Source organism: Micromonospora sp. SH-82, from assembly GCF_051132485.1.
Lineage (GTDB): Bacteria > Actinomycetota > Actinomycetes > Mycobacteriales > Micromonosporaceae > Micromonospora.
Map to the genome: position 1 here is coordinate 400,783 of NZ_CP148049.1, position 15,739 is coordinate 416,521.

Annotated in this window: 18 protein-coding genes; 5 read left to right on the top strand and 13 right to left on the bottom strand. The window is 71.6% G+C overall.

Features of this window, described 5'->3' with window-relative positions:
• Positions 1-94: 94 nt before the first annotated feature.
• The 8 genes from htpX to WHN02_RS01845 all read right to left on the bottom strand — a co-directional run bounded on the left by htpX (position 95) and on the right by WHN02_RS01845 (position 8,397).
• Positions 95-970: a zinc metalloprotease HtpX gene (gene htpX, locus WHN02_RS01810; protein ID WP_434741750.1), complete on the bottom strand. Its 876-nt coding sequence runs from the start codon at positions 968-970 to the stop codon at positions 95-97.
• 90 nt (positions 971-1,060) lie between these two features.
• Complete coding sequence (locus tag WHN02_RS01815; RefSeq protein ID WP_434741751.1) at positions 1,061-2,554, bottom strand: NADH-quinone oxidoreductase subunit N; 1,494 nt, start codon at positions 2,552-2,554, stop codon at positions 1,061-1,063.
• Positions 2,551-4,086: a complex I subunit 4 family protein gene (locus WHN02_RS01820; RefSeq protein WP_434741752.1), complete on the bottom strand. Its 1,536-nt coding sequence runs from the start codon at positions 4,084-4,086 to the stop codon at positions 2,551-2,553. The genes WHN02_RS01815 and WHN02_RS01820 overlap by 4 nt, the downstream gene beginning before the upstream one ends.
• Positions 4,083-6,002 (bottom strand): NADH-quinone oxidoreductase subunit 5 family protein, encoded by a 1,920-nt coding sequence (locus WHN02_RS01825; protein ID WP_434741753.1) that lies wholly within the window; start codon positions 6,000-6,002, stop codon positions 4,083-4,085. Before WHN02_RS01825 ends, WHN02_RS01820 begins: the two co-directional genes overlap by 4 nt.
• On the bottom strand, positions 5,999-6,406 hold the full coding sequence (gene nuoK, locus WHN02_RS01830; RefSeq protein WP_434741754.1) for an NADH-quinone oxidoreductase subunit NuoK: 408 nt from the start codon (positions 6,404-6,406) through the stop codon (positions 5,999-6,001). The genes WHN02_RS01825 and nuoK overlap by 4 nt, the downstream gene beginning before the upstream one ends.
• Entirely contained in the window at positions 6,403-6,921 is a 519-nt protein-coding gene (locus tag WHN02_RS01835; protein ID WP_434741755.1) for an NADH-quinone oxidoreductase subunit J family protein, read from the bottom strand. The genes nuoK and WHN02_RS01835 overlap by 4 nt, the downstream gene beginning before the upstream one ends.
• Positions 6,918-7,616 carry a NuoI/complex I 23 kDa subunit family protein gene (locus WHN02_RS01840; protein ID WP_434741756.1) on the bottom strand — a complete coding sequence of 233 codons (699 nt, stop codon included), beginning with the start codon at positions 7,614-7,616 and terminating at the stop codon, positions 6,918-6,920. Before WHN02_RS01840 ends, WHN02_RS01835 begins: the two co-directional genes overlap by 4 nt.
• Positions 7,617-7,779: 163 nt before the next feature.
• Complete coding sequence (locus WHN02_RS01845) at positions 7,780-8,397, bottom strand: TetR/AcrR family transcriptional regulator (protein ID WP_434741757.1); 618 nt, start codon at positions 8,395-8,397, stop codon at positions 7,780-7,782.
• Between the two features lie 61 nt (positions 8,398-8,458).
• On the opposite strand from WHN02_RS01845, the gene WHN02_RS01850 reads away from it, so the two are divergent.
• Positions 8,459-9,178 (top strand): lysostaphin resistance A-like protein, encoded by a 720-nt coding sequence (locus WHN02_RS01850; RefSeq protein WP_434741758.1) that lies wholly within the window; start codon positions 8,459-8,461, stop codon positions 9,176-9,178.
• A 96-nt stretch (positions 9,179-9,274) separates the two neighbouring features.
• Positions 9,275-10,309 (top strand): glutathione S-transferase family protein, encoded by a 1,035-nt coding sequence (locus WHN02_RS01855; RefSeq protein WP_434741759.1) that lies wholly within the window; start codon positions 9,275-9,277, stop codon positions 10,307-10,309.
• A gap of 6 nt (positions 10,310-10,315) precedes the next feature.
• Here WHN02_RS01855 and WHN02_RS01860 read toward each other — a convergent pair whose 3' ends face one another.
• Complete coding sequence (locus WHN02_RS01860; RefSeq protein ID WP_350897450.1) at positions 10,316-11,281, bottom strand: complex I subunit 1/NuoH family protein; 966 nt, start codon at positions 11,279-11,281, stop codon at positions 10,316-10,318.
• The gene (locus tag WHN02_RS01865; protein ID WP_434741760.1) at positions 11,281-11,856 is read right to left on the bottom strand and encodes an NADH-quinone oxidoreductase subunit C; all 576 of its coding nucleotides are present in this window, start codon (positions 11,854-11,856) and stop codon (positions 11,281-11,283) included. Before WHN02_RS01865 ends, WHN02_RS01860 begins: the two co-directional genes overlap by 1 nt.
• An 81-nt stretch (positions 11,857-11,937) precedes the next feature.
• On the opposite strand from WHN02_RS01865, the gene WHN02_RS01870 reads away from it, so the two are divergent.
• Positions 11,938-12,981: a glucose 1-dehydrogenase gene (locus WHN02_RS01870; protein ID WP_434741761.1), complete on the top strand. Its 1,044-nt coding sequence runs from the start codon at positions 11,938-11,940 to the stop codon at positions 12,979-12,981.
• A 61-nt stretch (positions 12,982-13,042) separates the two neighbouring features.
• On the opposite strand, the gene WHN02_RS01875 is transcribed toward WHN02_RS01870, so the two are convergent.
• Genes WHN02_RS01875 through WHN02_RS01885 form a run of 3 tightly spaced genes read right to left on the bottom strand, consistent with a single transcriptional unit; the run spans position 13,043 to position 15,042 of the window.
• Positions 13,043-14,359, bottom strand: a complete 1,317-nt coding sequence (locus tag WHN02_RS01875; RefSeq protein WP_434741762.1) for a DUF2252 domain-containing protein — start codon at positions 14,357-14,359, stop codon at positions 13,043-13,045.
• A 36-nt stretch (positions 14,360-14,395) separates the two neighbouring features.
• The gene (locus WHN02_RS01880; protein WP_434741763.1) at positions 14,396-14,641 is read right to left on the bottom strand and encodes a flavin reductase; all 246 of its coding nucleotides are present in this window, start codon (positions 14,639-14,641) and stop codon (positions 14,396-14,398) included.
• Positions 14,638-15,042, bottom strand: a complete 405-nt coding sequence (locus WHN02_RS01885) for a hypothetical protein (RefSeq protein WP_434741764.1) — start codon at positions 15,040-15,042, stop codon at positions 14,638-14,640. Before WHN02_RS01885 ends, WHN02_RS01880 begins: the two co-directional genes overlap by 4 nt.
• Positions 15,043-15,193: 151 nt before the next feature.
• Between WHN02_RS01885 and WHN02_RS01890 the strand changes: the two genes are divergently transcribed.
• Together WHN02_RS01890 and WHN02_RS01895 are read left to right on the top strand one after the other, a co-directional pair.
• Positions 15,194-15,379: a hypothetical protein gene (locus WHN02_RS01890; RefSeq protein ID WP_434741765.1), complete on the top strand. Its 186-nt coding sequence runs from the start codon at positions 15,194-15,196 to the stop codon at positions 15,377-15,379.
• A gap of 84 nt (positions 15,380-15,463) precedes the next feature.
• Positions 15,464-15,673 (top strand): helix-turn-helix transcriptional regulator, encoded by a 210-nt coding sequence (locus WHN02_RS01895; protein ID WP_434741766.1) that lies wholly within the window; start codon positions 15,464-15,466, stop codon positions 15,671-15,673.
• Positions 15,674-15,739 lie beyond the last annotated feature (66 nt).

A 15,739-nucleotide genomic window follows, 5' to 3' on the forward strand; every position in this document is an offset into this window, starting at 1 on the left:
CCGGTTCGCCGGGCACAGGGTTTTTTCGCTCACACGCGTCCCGCCCGCGTCCGGTGGGCCGGGCACGGGCGGGGGTGTCTCGGGTGGGGGACCGTCAGCGCTGGAACCGTACGGGTCCGCTGTTCGCGGCGAGCTGTTCGAGGCGGCGTACCCGCTCCTCCATCGGGGGGTGGGTGGCGAACATGGCCGAGATCCCACCGCCCTTCTTGAACGGGTTGTCGATCATCAGGTGAGCGGTGCTGGTCAGCTGCCCCTGGGCGGGCAGGGGGCGCGCCTGGGTCCCCGCGTGGATCTTTCGGAGGGCACTGGCCAGGGCCATCGGGTCGCCGGTCAGCTCGGCACCGGAGGCGTCCGCCTGGAACTCCCGGCTCCGGCTGATGGCCAGCTGGATGACGGTCGCGGCGATCGGCCCGAGGATGATGGTGATCAGCAGGACCAGCGGGTTGGGGCCGTTGTCGTTGCGTCCCCCGAGGGGGATGAACAGGGCCAGGTTCGCCAGCATGGTGATGATGCCGGCCAGACCGGCGGCGACGCTGGAGATCAGGATGTCCCGGTTGTACACGTGTGACAGCTCGTGCCCGATGACGCCCCGCAACTCTCGGTAGTCGAGGATCTGGGTGATCCCCTGCGTGACGCAGACCGCCGCGTTCTGCGGGTTCCGGCCGGTGGCGAACGCGTTCGGCTGGGCCGTGGGGCTCATGTACAGGCGGGGCATCGGCTGTTCTGCCTGCTGGGCCAGCTCCCTGACCATCCGGTACAGCTCGGGGAACTGCGCCTCGCTGACCGGCTGCGCCCCCATCGACCGCAGCGCGATCTTGTCGGAGAAGAAGTAGCTCACGCCGTTCATCACCAGTGAGACGACGACGGCGACGACCAGTCCGCCACTGCCGCCGAACCAGTAGCCCACCGCCAGGATCAGCGAGGTGAGCAGGCCGAGCAGCGCGGCGGTCTTCAGACGGTTGTGGTGCACGTTGACTCCTTCGGTGCACGGATCAGGACCGGATCCGCTGACCGGTTCAACAAGCCGGTACCCCGCAACAGTCCGTCTAATGACTGTGAGTTACCTGGGAGCGGTGACGTCCAGCACGATCTGCGGGGCGAACCCGACGATGACCGCTACCGCCGTCGCCACCGCCAGCACCACCAGGACCACCAGCGCCGGACGGCCCGCACCGGCTTGGGCCGACCCGCCGGAGGCAGCTGGGGGAGCCCAGAGGACGGCGGCCAGGCGCAGGTAGTAGGCCAGACCGACGACGGCGTTCAGCGCCACCACCAGGGCGAGCCAACCCGCACCGCCGGTCAGCAGCGACCGGACCACCGTGACCTTGGCGAAGAGCCCGGCCAGCCCCGGGGGGAGGCCGGCCAGGCCGACCAGGGCCAGCCCGAAGGCCGCCGCCGTCCAGGGGTGCCGTCGTGCCGCGCCGCGCAGCTCCTCCACCGTGCCCCCGTCCGCGCCCGCCGGACGCAACGCGACCAGCGCCGCGAACGCGCCCAACTCCAGGAGCACGAAGAAGACCGCGTACGCCAGCGCCGCCGCGTACGCCGCGGTCATGGCCTGCTCGGTGCGACCGGCGGCCAGGGCCAGGACGCCCAGCGGGGCCAGGACGTAACCGGCCTGGGCCACCGACGACCAGGCGAGGAGTCGGACGGTACGTCGCTGACGTAGCGCCACCAGGTTCCCGATCGTCATCGTCAGCACCGCGAGCAGGGCGAGGACCGGGCCGGTGACCGTCTCCGGCAGCGCGTCCCCGACGACGGCGAGGAGGGCCACCACGCCACCGAACTTCGACGCGGTGGAGAGGTACGCGGCGACCGGCACCGGCGCACCGTCGTAGGTGGCCGGTGCCCAGGCGTGCATCGGCACCGCCGCCACCTTGAACGCCAGCCCGAGGACCACCAGGGCGACGGCGACGGTGGCCAGCGGCAGGTCGGTCAACTCCGGCCGGTCGGCGAAGATCGCACCGAGCCGGTCCAGGTGCAGGCCGCCGGTGGACGCGTAGAGCAGGGCCGCACCGAGCAGGGTCAGGGTGGTCGCCACCACGCTGACCACGAAGAAGGTGACGGCCGCCTCGGCTCCGGCCAGGCTGCCCCGGCGGAGCCCGACCAGGACGTAGATCGGCAGGGTCAGGGTCTCCACCGCCACGATCAGGGTGATCAGGTCCCCGGCAGCGCCGAGGACCACGCCGCCGGTCATCGAGCAGGCCAGCAGGAAGGCGTACTCCCCCGTCGGGACGGATCCGGTGCGCAGCAGGGGCACCGACAACCCCAGCACCCCGAGGGCGAGCAGGGCGAAGACCACTGCCACCAGGGCGGACCGGCTGTCGGCGACGTACGAGCAGTCGGCACCGACGCAGAAGGTCCGACGGGTCGGGCCGGACCCGACCACTGCCGCACCGACGGCGGTGGCGGCGGCCCCGACGGCGGCCACCGCCAGCGTCACCCGCCCCCGGCCCAGCAGGACGTCGGCGAGCAGGACCAGGACCGCCGTCCCGGCCGCCAGGTAGGCGGGGGTCAGGGCCACGTGGTCGATGCTCTGCACCAGGCTCCCGGTCATCGCAGCACCTCCACCAGGGCGGCGACCGGTTCCCCGGCCACCCCCAGGACCAGTGTGGGTGCGAGTCCGATGGCCAGGGTCAGCACGACCAGGGGCGCCCACGCGGTCAGTTCGGCGCCGGACAGCACGGGGGTGACCGAGCCGACCGCCGGGCCGGGTCGGCCGTGGGTCACCCGACGCAACAACCGCAGCAGGTACGCGGCGGTGAGCGCCCCGCCGACGGCGGCCAGCACCGCCAGGGTCGTCCAGTACGCCCCGCCCACCTGGACGGCGGCGATCACCGCCAGCGCCTCTCCCCAGAACCCGGCGAGGCCGGGCAGCCCCAGCGAGGCGATCGCGGCGAAGGCGAGCAGACCGGCGAGTCGGGGTGCGGTCTCCCGCAGCCCGGACAGCTCGGCGAGGGATCCCGTGCCGGTCCGGTCCTTGATCGCCCCGGCCAGGAAGAAGAGCAGTCCGGTGATCACCCCGTGGGCGACGTTGCCGATGAGGGCCCCCTGGATCCCGGTGGCGGTGAGGGTGGCGACGCCGAGCAGGACGAAGCCCATGTGCCCGACGCTGGAGTACGCGATGAGCCGCTTCAGTTCGGTCTGGGCCAGGCAGACCAGGGAGCCGACCAGGATCGCCGCCACCGCCAGCGCGCCGAGCACCGGGGCCGCCCACCGGGCGCCCTCGGGGGCCACCCCGACGGCCACCCGGATCAGCCCGTACGTCCCCATCTTGAGCAGGACCCCGGCGAGGACCACGCTGCCGACTGTGGGGGCCTGGGTGTGCGCGTCGGGCAGCCAGGAGTGCAGGGGCCACAGTGGGCTCTTCACCGCGAAGGCCAGTCCCAGCAGGACGAACGCGGCGAGTTGGGTGCCCCGGGTCAGCTCACTGCCCCCGGTCAGGACGATCAGGTCGGCGGTGCCGGCGGCGGAGACCACGGCGTACACCCCGACCAGCAGGAGGACCGAGCCGAACAGCGTGTAGAGGGCGAACTTGCGGGCCGCCGCCCGAGCGGCGTCCCGGGCGGGGCGACCGTCCCGTCCGGTGCTGCCGCCCCACCCGACGATGATCGCGTACATCGGCAGGAGGACGACCTCGAAGAAGAGGAAGAACAGGACCAGGTCCAGGGCGAGGAAGGTGCCGAGGATGCCCACCTCGACCACGAGCAGCAGCGCGACCAGGGCGCGTCCGCTGCCGCCGGGCGGCACCCGCCACAGGGTGTACCCGCAGCACAGGGCGGTGAGCAGGGCGGTCAGCACCACCAACGGCCAGGAGATCCCGTCGACCCCGAGGTGCAGGCGCAGGTCCAGGCCGGGCACCCACTGGAGGTCGAGCCGGTGCCAGGGGCGGATCGCCGGTGCGGTGGCGGTGTAGGCGGTCCAGGTCCGGTCGCCGGTGGCCAGCAGCGCCGCCAGGGGCACTGTGAGCGCGGCGGCGATGGTGCCGACGAGCCGGGCGGCCCGGTCCCGGGGCACGGCGGCGACCGCCACCGCACCGAGCGCCGGCACCGCCAGGACCGCCACCAGAAGGAACTGTCCGACTGTCATGACGAGGACCACCCAGCGAGGAGGACGGCGGCCACACCGATCAGCAACGCCCCGGCCAGCACCCCGGCAGCCGCCCGGGGCAGCGCCGCCCGGTGCAGGGTGGCCAGCCCGCCGCCGAGGCCACTCGCCGCCCGGCCGGTGCCCTCGACCACCCCGTCGACGACCACCTCGTCACCGGTACGGGCGAGCCGGGCCAACGCCCGGACGGGGCGTACGACGAGGGTGTGTTGCACCTCGTCGAGCCGGAACCCGGCGGCGAACAGCTGACGCAGCGGACCGAGGACCCGGGCCGGATCCTCCGTGGGGTTCCGACGCCGTCCGACGACTGCGGTTCCCACCCCGACCAGGAGCAGCACCAGCGGCAGGAGCAGCCCCGGCCCCAGGTGGACCAGTTCCGGGGTGGTCGTCGTGTCGGGGGCGGCCGGGGCGAGGCGGGCGGCGAACGCCGGGGAGAGCCCGGCCAGCCCGAGGAGCGTGGCCGGTACGGCGAGCACCAGCATCGGCCAGCGCAGCAGCGCCGACGGGTCGTGCGGGTTCGGCAGCGGCTCCCTGGCACGGCCGAGGAAGGTCAGCATCAGGACCCGGGTCGCGTACCAGGCGGTCAGCACCACGCCGAGCAGCCCGGCGATCCAGAACGACCAGGCCACCCAGGTCGGGGCCGGTCCGGTCCCGTCGAGCGCGGCGGCCTGGGCGGCTGCCAACACGCCGTCCTTGCTCCAGAACCCGGACAGCGGGGGCACCCCGGCGAGTGCCCCGAGCCCGACCAGCGTGCACCAGAAGGTCACCGGCATGCCCCGGCGCAGTCCGCCCATCCGGGACATCAGGGCGGTGCCGACGGCGTGGATCACCGACCCGGCGGCGAGGAAGAGCAGTGCCTTGAACGCGGCGTGGGTGAGCAGGTGGAACAGGGCGGCACCCGGGGCACCGACGGCGAGGGCACCGGTCATGTACCCGATCTGGGACACCGTGGACCAGGCCAGGACCCGTTTCAGATCGTCCTGGGCGGTGGCGGCGAGCGCACCGAGAAGGAGCGTCACCGACGCCGTCACCCCGAGCACCGCCGGCACCACCGACGTGGCGGCGAAGAGGTCGAAGAGCCGGGTGACCGCGTAGACCCCGGCCGCGACCATGGTGGCGGCGTGGATCAGCGCGGAGATCGGGGTGGGACCGGCCATCGCGTCCGGCAGCCAGGTGTGCAGGGGGAACTGGGCGCTCTTGCCTGCCACCCCGGCGAGCAGGAGGAGGCAGGCGGCGGTGAGCAGACCCGGGGCGTGGTCGTGGGCGAGCACGTCGGCGATCCGGGAACTGCCCGCCGAGACGCCGAGCAGGGCGATGCCGAGCAGGAACCCGACGTCACCGACCCGGGTGACCAGGAACGCCTTCGTCGCGGCGGCCGGGGCCTGCGGCAGCCGCCGGTCGTGGGCGATGAGCAGGTACGAGCAGACGCCCATCACCTCCCAGCCGACCAGGAGCATGATCAGGTCCCCGGCGACGACGACTGTCAGCATCGCTGCGGTGAAGAGGCTGATCTGGGCGGCGTAGGGCGGGTACCTGTCGTCGTCGGGGTGCTCCGGTCGCAGGTAGCCGACCGAGTACACCTGGACGAGCAGGGCGACGGCGGCGACGGCCACCGCTACCAGGGCGGCGGCGGGGTCGAGGCGTACCCCGAGGGTGATCCGCAGCCCGGCCAGGTCCAACCAGGTGGTACTCGCCTCGGTGAGTGTGTCGACGCGGGCCAGGAGCGCCACCGCGACGGCCAGGGCACCGGCCGCGCCGGTCACCCCGAGGGCCACCGCCGCCCGGCGGGCCGACAGTCGTCCGGGGGATGCTTCCCGGGAGGCGGGGGGCAGGAGAAGACCGACAAGCCCGGCGACCAGCGGTACGGTCGGGAGCAGCGCGCCGAGCAGGACGGTCACCGGTCCCCCTCCCGGTCGACGACGACCGACCCGGCCGACGACGACCCGGCGGATCCGGCCGACGCGGGACTCGCTGTCGGCGCGCTGGATCTGGTCGACGCCTCGGTCAGCTGCACGTCGTCCACCGAGACTGTGGAGCGCAGCCGGTAGAGCTGGAGCACGATGGCCAACCCGACACCGATCTCGGCGGCGGCCAGCACGATCACGAAGAGCGCGAAGACCTGACCGCCGTGCGGCAGCACCGCCTTCGCCGTGGTGTCGGCGGTGATCAGGATCAGGGTGACCGCGTTCAGCATCAACTCCACCGCCATCAGCACCAGGACCACGTTGCGGCGGCGCAACACCCCGTAGACGCCGAGGCCGAACAGGAGGGCGGCGACGACGTACGGAATGACGGGTCTCACCGTCGCCGCTCCGATCCCTGTCGACCGATCTCGGGGCGGGACAGGACTATCGCCCCGATCAGTGCCGAGAGCAGGAGCACCGAGAGCACCTCGAAGGGCAGCACCCAGTGGGCGAAGATCTGTTCACCGAGGCGTTCGGCGGTACCCGGCTCAGGAAGATCCACTGTGGACCACCGGAACGCGTCGACCATCAGGACGGCGAGACCGAGACCGCTGCCCCCACCGATCAGGGCGGCCGGCCACCCCGGTCGGTCCAGGTCGGTGGAGGCCCCGATCGGGGCCCGGGTCAACATCACCGCGAACAGGAGGAGGACCACCACCGCGCCGACGTAGATCAGCACCTGCACCCAGGCCACCAGTTCGGCGGCGAGGACCAGGTACATCCCGGCCACCGCCCCGAGACAGACCACCAGGTAGAGCCCGGCCCGGACCAGGTGCCGGGTGCCGACCACCAACGCACCGGACCCGACCGCCACAGCGCCGAGCGCGAGCAGCAGCAGGTCCACCCCGGTCACGAGGTCGACCCGTCGGGCGGGTTCGCGTCGGCGGGCCGCGCCCCGTCCACAGCGGGACCGGCCGGGCGGACCCGATCTGCGGCGGGACCGGCGGGCCGCGCCCGATCTGCGGCGGTACCGGTCGGGCGGGCCGGGGCGGCGGCGGGGGCAGCCGGGCGGGCCGGGGCGGCGGCCTTGCGGGCGGCCGTGGTCTCCTCCTTGGCCGGTTCGCCGTTACGGTCGTGCGCGGGCGGCGGCGGTACGGTCGCCATCCACTCGCCGAGGTGCTCCTTGTCGTGCATCAGGTCCTTGATGTCGTACTCGGCGTACTCGAACTCGGGGGACCAGTAGAGCGCGTCGAAGGGGCAGACCTCGACGCAGATCCCGCAGTACATGCAGAGCGAGAAGTCGATGTCGAACCGGTCGAGGACGTTGCGCTGGCGGGGGCGGGCCGCGCCGGGGACGACGACCTCCTCCTTGTGCGAGTCGATGTAGATGCACCAGTCCGGACACTCCCGGGCGCAGAGCATGCAGACGGTGCAGTTCTCCTCCAGCAGGGCGATCACGCCCCGGGATCGGGGCGGCAGTTCGGGCGCCACGTCCGGGTACTGCTGGGTGGTGGAGCGGCGGGTCATCGTCTTGAGGGTGACCGCCAACCCCTTCGCCAGGCCGGCCCCGGGCAGGCTGCGCTCACCGTGCTCGCTCATGTCGCCCATCCTGCCCTGTGTGTCCCGCTCGCGCGACCACCCCCCGACTCTTGGTAGCGCTCGGTCCTTCGTCCCCGCCGTCCTGGTCATCACCCCACCAGCGGCTCAGCGCCGGCCCCGCCGATACGAGCCGCACGAGGTGAACGTCTCGGTCGCCCGGTTGGCTCCCCCGTCACCTCCGACCCGGTCCTGCCGGGCCGGGGGTGGGCGCGGCCAGCCGGGCGAGGTGCGCTTCGATCTCGGTACGGGCCTCTGCCGGACTGAGGGCGGCGTACAACAGTCGAACGGTGATCCCGTCCAGCAGGGTGGCCAGGTCGCCGGCCGCCCGTGACACGTCGAGGTCGGCGGCGACGCTGCCGTCCCGCCGGGCCAGGTCGACCAGGCGGACGAGGTTGCCGCGCAGGTCGTCGGCGTTGGCCCGCATGACCCCGGCGATCTGCTCGTCGACCAGGGCCTCGGTGGTCAGCACCAACCAGACCCGGGACTCGACAGTCCGTTCCTCGTCGAGCGGTACGACCTGGAGGACGGCCATCCGCAGGGTGTCGAGGGCGGTCGCCCCGACCGGGAGGGCCCGAGCCCGCATGAGCACCCGGTCGACGAGGTGGGCCATGGCGGCCCGGACCATCGACTCGCGGGTCGGCAGGTAGTGCTGGGCGGTGGCCAACGGCATCCCCGCCTCCCCCGCGACGGCCCGGACGGTGGTGCCGGCAGCACCGACCCGGCTGAGCACCGCGCAGGCGGCGGCTCCGAGTCGCCGACGGCGTTCTTCGTGATCCACGATCTTCGGCACCCGCCGATCCTATGTTATCGGTCGCTTGACCGATATAGGTCACGCGACTAATCTCGCCCCGGTGAACACCCGAACCAGCTCGCCGACGACCACCACCGCCACCCGTTTCACCTGGCCAGACCTGCTGATCGTGCTGGCGGTCGGCTTCGGTCTGGCCAACCCCTGGGTAGCCGGTCTCCTCGCCCGAGGGCCACTGTCGCTCGGCGCCTCCGAACTGGTCGCCATGACTGTCGCCTGGCTTCTGATCAACGGCACCCAACTGGCGGTCGGCCTCACGGTGACGTACCGCCGGTTCGGGGCCGTACGCGGGCCGCTGCTCCTGGACCGCCCCCGGGCCGGACAGCTCGGGGCGGCGACCGGGTGGGGATTGGTCAAGGCGGTGTTCACCACGGTGCTGGTCTTCGCCCTCCCCACGGCGCTGACCGCCGACGGCGGCGGCGAGGGCGGATACCCGCCCGCCGGCCTGCTCGCCCAGTTCGCCTTCGCGTTCTTCTTCGGTGCCGTCGCCTCCCCCGTCTACGAGGAGGTCCTCTACCGGGGCGTCTTCTTCCGGGGACTCGCCGCCCGGCTGCCCGCCGTCACCGCGATCCTCGTCTCCGCCGGATTCTTCGCGGTGATGCACCTGCCCCGGACCTTCAACACCATCAGCGCCTTCTTCGCCGGCCTGCTCTTCGCCTGGCTCCTGCACCGGTACCGCAACCTCTGGGTCCCGATCCTGGCCCACGCCGTCAGCAACGGAACCATGATCGTGCTCGCCTTCGCGGTCGAGGCCACCACCTGACCGACCCCACCCACCCCTCGTCGCCGAGCCGATGAGCGACAGATCGGACATGATGGGACCCGGACGGGGAGCAGGCACCGGCGGAAGGGCGACAGGATGGCGGAGAGCAACGGACAGACCGGGGGCAAGTACGTCGAGCCGGGTGGGGAGTTCACCCGCGACCAGCGCTACATCGCCACCCGGATCACCGCCGACGGGCGCGACGGCTACCCGGTCGAGGCGGGCCGGTACCGGCTCGCCGTCAGTCGGGCCTGCCCCTGGGCGAACCGGCTGATCATCGTACGGCGGTTGCTCGGACTGGAGGACGCCCTGTCGATGGCGGTGGCGGGACCCACCCACGACGCCCGGAGTTGGACGTTCGACCTGGACCCGGACGGGCGGGACCCGGTGCTCGGCATCGAGCGGCTCGCCGAGGCGTTCTTCGCCCGGTTCCCCGGATACGAGCGGGGGATCACGGTGCCGGCGATCGTTGACGTCCCGACCGGGCAGGTCGTCACCAACGACTACGCGCAGATGAGCCTGGACCTGTCGACCGAGTGGACGCAGCACCACCGCGACGGCGCACCCCAGCTCTACCCGGAGCCGCTGCGGGACGAGATCGACGAGGTCAACGCGGTGGTCTTCGCCGACGTCAACAACGGGGTGTACCGGTGTGGGTTCGCCGGCAGCCAGGAGGCGTACGACAGGGCGTACCACAGGCTCTTCGACAGGCTGGACTGGCTCAGCGACCGGCTGGCCGGTCAGCGGTACCTGGTCGGCGACACGATCACCGAGGCAGACGTACGGCTGTTCACCACGTTGGTCCGGTTCGACGCCGTCTACCACGGCCACTTCAAGTGCAACAGGCAGAAGCTGAGCGAGATGCCGGTGCTGTGGGCGTACGCCCGGGACCTGTTCGCCACCCCCGGGTTCGGCGACACCGTCGACTTCGACCACATCAAGCGGCACTACTACGAGGTCCACCGGGACATCAACCCGACCGGGGTGGTGCCGCTCGGGCCGGACCTGGTCAACTGGCTGAGCCCGCACGGGCGGGAGGAACTCGGCGGCCGACCGTTCGGCGACGGCGCTCCCCCGCCGCCCCCGCCCACCGCCGAGCAGGTCCCCCCGGCCCACACCCCGCTGGGCTGAACCGACTCAGGCAAGGGTGAGGCGGACGGCGGCGGTGAGGACCAACTGGGCCAGGGCGGCCGGGACGAGGACCAGCCAGCAGAGGCGTTGAAGCTGGTCCTCCCGGAGCCGGGGATACGACACCCGGACCCAGATGATCACGAACGAGACGGCGAAGACCTTCAGCAGCGTCCAGAGCCACCCGAGCTGGGCGTCGGCGAACGGCCCCTGCCACCCGCCGAGGAAGAGCACAGTGGTCAGGGCGGCGATCACCACGATCCCGGCGTACTCGGCGAGCAGGAAGAACGCGAACCGCAGGCCGGTGTACTCGGTCATGTAGCCGAAGACCAGCTCCGAGTCGGCGACCGGCATGTCGAACGGGGGGCGTCGGATCTCGGCCAACCCGGCGACGAAGAAGATCACCATGGCGGGGGCCTGCCACAGCAGCCACCAGGGCTGCCACGCCTCGACGATCCCGGAGAGGCTCAACGTACCGGCGGCCATCGCCACCGACGCGGCGGCCAGCACCAGGGGCAGTTCGTACCCGAGCAGCTGGGCCGCCCCCCGCAGCCCGCCCAGGAGGCTGTACTTGTTGGCCGAGGCCCACGCCGACATCAGGACCGCGAGCACGCCGACACCGACCACCGCCAGCACGAAGAACAGACCCACGTCCAACGGCTGCCCGACCAGACCGCCCGGCCCGAGCGGAATCACCAACAACACCAACAGGTACGGAATCAGCGCGACCGCCGGGGCCAGCCGGAACACCGCCCGGTCGGCCTCCCGGGGCGTGACGTCCTCCTTCTGGACGAACTTCACCCCGTCGGCGATCAACTGCGCCCACCCGTGGAACCCGCCCGCGTACATCGGACCGAGTCGACCCTGCATGTGCGCCATCACCTTGTGCTCGGCCTGCCCCACCAGCAGCGGGAGGGTGAGGAACGCGACGAACACCCCGACCACCCGGACGAGCAGTTCCACCCACTCCGGCATCAGCTCGCGCCCCACTCCCCGGGAGCCGGTACGCCCGGCGGACGGATCGGACGTCGGCCACCACCGGCCGCCGACTCGCCCGGCTCCTTCGCCCCCGGCCACGGCTTGGCCACCCGGGAGGCGAGGACGAACTCCTTGCGCAGCGGGTGCCCCTCGAAACCGGGCGGCAGGAGCAGGGGGCGCAGGTCTGGGTGGCCGTCGAAACCGAGGCCGAACATCTCGTACGTCTCCCGCTCGTGCCAGGCCGCCCCGGGATAGATGTCGACGACCGAGGCCAACGTCGGCGTCTCCCGGGGCACCCGGGTCCGCAGGAGCACCCCGTGCCGGTGGCGTACCGACCACAGGTGCACCACCACGTCGAACCCGCCGGCCAGCTCGTCGACGGCCGAGAGCCAGTCGAAGAAGTCGCAGGCCAGCTCGGCGTCGTCCCGGACCGCCCGCACCGCGTCCCGCCAACTCGCCAGGGGTACGTCCACCGTCGCGCGGGCGTACCCCTGACCGCCGGAGACCGAGGCGGTGACCTCGACGGGCGCGAGAAGCGCCACCACCCGCTGGCCGACCTCTTCCGCAGTCATACGTCGATCCTATGGCCCCACGCCGCGCGGGCCGCCCCTGCGGAGGGCATACCGCAGCGGAAGGCGGGAAGAAACCAGGTCATGCGCGCCGTCACCGTCACCCCTGGAGAGCCCGGATCGCTGCGACTCGTCGACGACCATCCCGAGCCGAGCAGCGACGAGGGCGCGATCCTCGTGCAGGCGCTCGCGGTCGGGGTCTGCGGCACCGACCACGAGATCGTCGAGGGGCAGTACGGCGAGGCCCCGCCCGGTGAGCGCGACCTGGTCCTCGGTCACGAGTCGCTGGGCCGGGTGCTGGAGGACCCCACCGGCACCCTGGAACCCGGCGACCTGGTCGCCGGGATCGTCAGACATCCCGACCCGGTACCGTGCCCGAACTGCGCCGTCGGCGAGTGGGACATGTGCCGCAACGGGCAGTACACCGAGCACGGCATCAAGGCCCTCCCCGGGTTCGCCCGGGAACGGTGGCGGGTGCAGCCCCGCTACGCCGTGGGGCTCGATCCGGCGCTCGCCGAGGTCGGCATGCTGCTGGAACCGGCGAGCGTGGTGGCGAAGGCCTGGGACCACATCGACCGGATCGGCACCCGGGCCGAGTGGCAGCCCCGCAGCGTCCTGGTCACCGGGGCCGGTCCGATCGGCCTGCTCGCCGCGTTGCTGGCCAGCCAGCGGGGACTTGAGGTGCACGTCCTGGACCTGGCCACCTCGGGGCCGAAACCGGCACTGGCCGCCGCGCTCGGGGCCACGTACCACACCGAGTCGGTCGACGAGCTGCCCTTCGAACCGGACGTGGTGGTCGAGTGCACCGGAGCACCGGTGGTGGTGCTGGACGCGATGTGCAAGGCCGCGCCGACCGGCATCGTCTGCCTGACCGGGGTCTCCACCGGTGGCCGTACCGTCGACTTCGACGCGGGCGCGTTGAACAGGACCCTGGTGTTGGAGAACAACGTGGTCTTCGGCTCGGTGAACGCCAACCGACGACACTGGGACCTGGCCGCCGAGGCGCTGGCCCGCGCCGACCAGTCCTGGCTGGCCTCGTTGATCACCCGCCGGGTCCCGCTCGACGACTACGCCGACGCGTACCGGCAGGGCTCGGAGGAGATCAAGACAGTCCTCGACTTCCGGTGACGGGGTTCCCTGTCGACGCATCACGGTCGCGCATCACGTCGACAGGTAACCCCGCCTCACCTCAGATGCCGGGGAGTCTGCCGTTGCGGAAGAGGTCCACGAAGAGCTGGTGGTCCTCGCGCGCGCGCAGGCCGTACGCCTGGCCGAACTCCACCAGGTGCCCGACGAACCCGGCGTGGTCGGACTCGACCGCCGCCGTGATCGCCTCCTCGGTCGAGTAGTCGACCAGGTCGTGGCTGGACTCGTCGTCGGCGACGGAGTGCATCCGGGCCACCGCCCGACCCAGGTCGGCCAGGACACCGGCCAGTTCCTCGGGTTCGTTGACGTCGGCCCAGTCCAGGTCGGCGGCGTACGGGGAGACCTCGGCGACGAGCTGGCCGACCCCGTCCAGCTCGGTGAAGCCCAGCCACGGGTCCGCGCAGGCCTGCAACGCCCGCTGCGACTCGGCGGTACGGTGCCCCTGGTGCCGGAAGTAGCCCCGGACCCGCTCGTCGGTGATGTGTCTGGCGACTGCGGGCACCTGGGCCTGCTTCATGAAGATGACGACGTCGTTCTCCAACGCCTCGGTGTGCCCCTCCAGCAGGAGGTTGTACGACGGGAGCCCGGCCGAGCCGATGCCGACCCCCTTGCGCAGCACCACGTCCTTGATGTGGGTGGCCACGGGACGGAGCTGGGCGCTGGACTTCGGCAGGGTGTCCAGGTAGTCGGTGAAGGCGGCGCAGACCTTCTCCCGGGTCTCGTCGTCGATCTCGTAGATCCCGTCGCGCAGGGCGAACCGACGCTCGTAGTTGTCGATAGTGGTCTGCTGCTTGAGCAGGTCGACCCGGTTGTTGAGCCGGGCCTGCTGGAGCACCCGACGCAGCACACCGTCGGCGTTGTCCAGGGTGATCGAGCCGATCGCGTCGTCCCCGCCCTGGGCGATGGCCCCCAGTTCGGTCAGGTACGCCTCGGCGAACCCGGTGACCAGGTCGCCGATCACCTCGTCGGAGAGGGCCTTGGCGTACCCGATCAGGGCGACGCTGGCGGCGAACCGCTTCAGGTCCCAGGTGAACGGCCCGACGTACGCCTCGTCGAAGTCGTTGACGTTGAACACCAACCGCCCGGAGGCGTTCATGTACGTGCCGAAGTTCTCCGCGTGCAGGTCGCCGTGGATCCAGACCCGGCTGGTCCGGTCATCGAGGAACCGGTCGTCGGCGAAGTCACCGAGCTGGTCGGCGTAGAAGAGTGCCGCGCTACCCCGGTAGAAGGCGAACGGGGAGGCGGCCATCTTCCGGAACTTCCGGCGGAAGGCCGCCGGGTCGAGCGCCATCGACGTGCCGAACTCCTCGGTCAGCACGTCGACGATGTGGGCGGACCGTTGATCCGCAGACGCGTTCATGGCCCGAACGCTAGTCCCCACCCGCCACCGGGTCGGCTAACCCCGAGGGTCGGCCCAATCGATGAAACGTGCGGTCAGGCGGGTCGGTGGGACACCCCCGCCGAGCTGGGCGAGGTCCTCGGCGGCCTCGACCTGGAGCGCGGCCAGGTGGACCAGCAGCGTCTCCCGGTCGGTCCGGTACCTGCCGAGCAGGCGCAGCTTCGCCGGTGAGCACGGCCAGGCGATCCCGCACGCCACACACCGCCAGGTGGGACGGGTCGGCAGGTGTTCCCGCCACCTCACGTTCGCACCCGGGCACCGCTGACGCCCCGGGCCGGGCGGCGGACCACCGGGGTCGAACCGGGTGCGACCCACCGCAGCCCCTTGCGCCACACGAACAGCTCACGCTTGGCGACCGCCTCACCCCGGACGTCCAACTGGTACGCCTCGATCCAGGTCCAGCCGTGGTACGTCTGCCTGTCGACCAGGTGCCTGATCACCCGTACGACTATCGGGCGGCTGACGAACTGCACGCTCGCGGCCCGGGTCAGGTGCAGCAGATCACCCGCCTTGATCGGACGTTCCGTCACCACCGCCCCCCGTTTCTGGGCCGACGCCGGATGGTCCGGGGCGTCCCCGAGGTGAACCGATCCGGGCAGGGTGCCAGCAGGCCACAGGAGCAACGACGCCACCACGAACGCCACGTCCGACGGTGGGCAGGACCAAGCGGCACGGGTCTGGGGCTACGTCTAATGAACATGCGAGCAGGCTCGTGCCCCCGCCATAGGCAACTCGTCAACCCCTCCGGTGACAAGTCGTCGCCCCACCGCGCCAGAGGCTGGGACGGTGCGAGTCATGGCACTCTCCGAGATCGCCGCTCACCTGGGCGTATCGCGTCAGCGTGCCGCGATCCTGGTCGAGCGACCCGACTTCCCGGCCCCTATCGACACACTGACCGTCGGCCGCATCTGGGACATCGCCGAGGTCCGGACGTACGCGGAGCGTCGCAACCGGCAACTGTCAGACGACGAGCCCACCTGAGCCGGTCACGCGTCAAGCAACCAGTACGGGTTGCCCTACGACAGGGTGTTGTGTGATCGATGGTCGTGTTTCTAACGTCGGGCCATGACACGGCTTCGACTGATGGGCACCCACGAGATCCGCGTACGCCTGGGTGGGATCAGTCGACAGCGCGCCTACGAGCTGACGATGCGCCGAAACTTCCCTGAGCCGGTCGCCGAACTGGCGCAGGGCAAGGTGTGGCTCGCCGAGGACGTCGAGCGCTGGATCGCAGAGCACCGCCGTTCGCTCGCCGACAGCGAGGACGACACTTGACCTTGACTGCGGCCCGATTCAGGAGATCTTGGTGAAGAATGGCCCCTCTGGGGGCCGAAAGCTTCC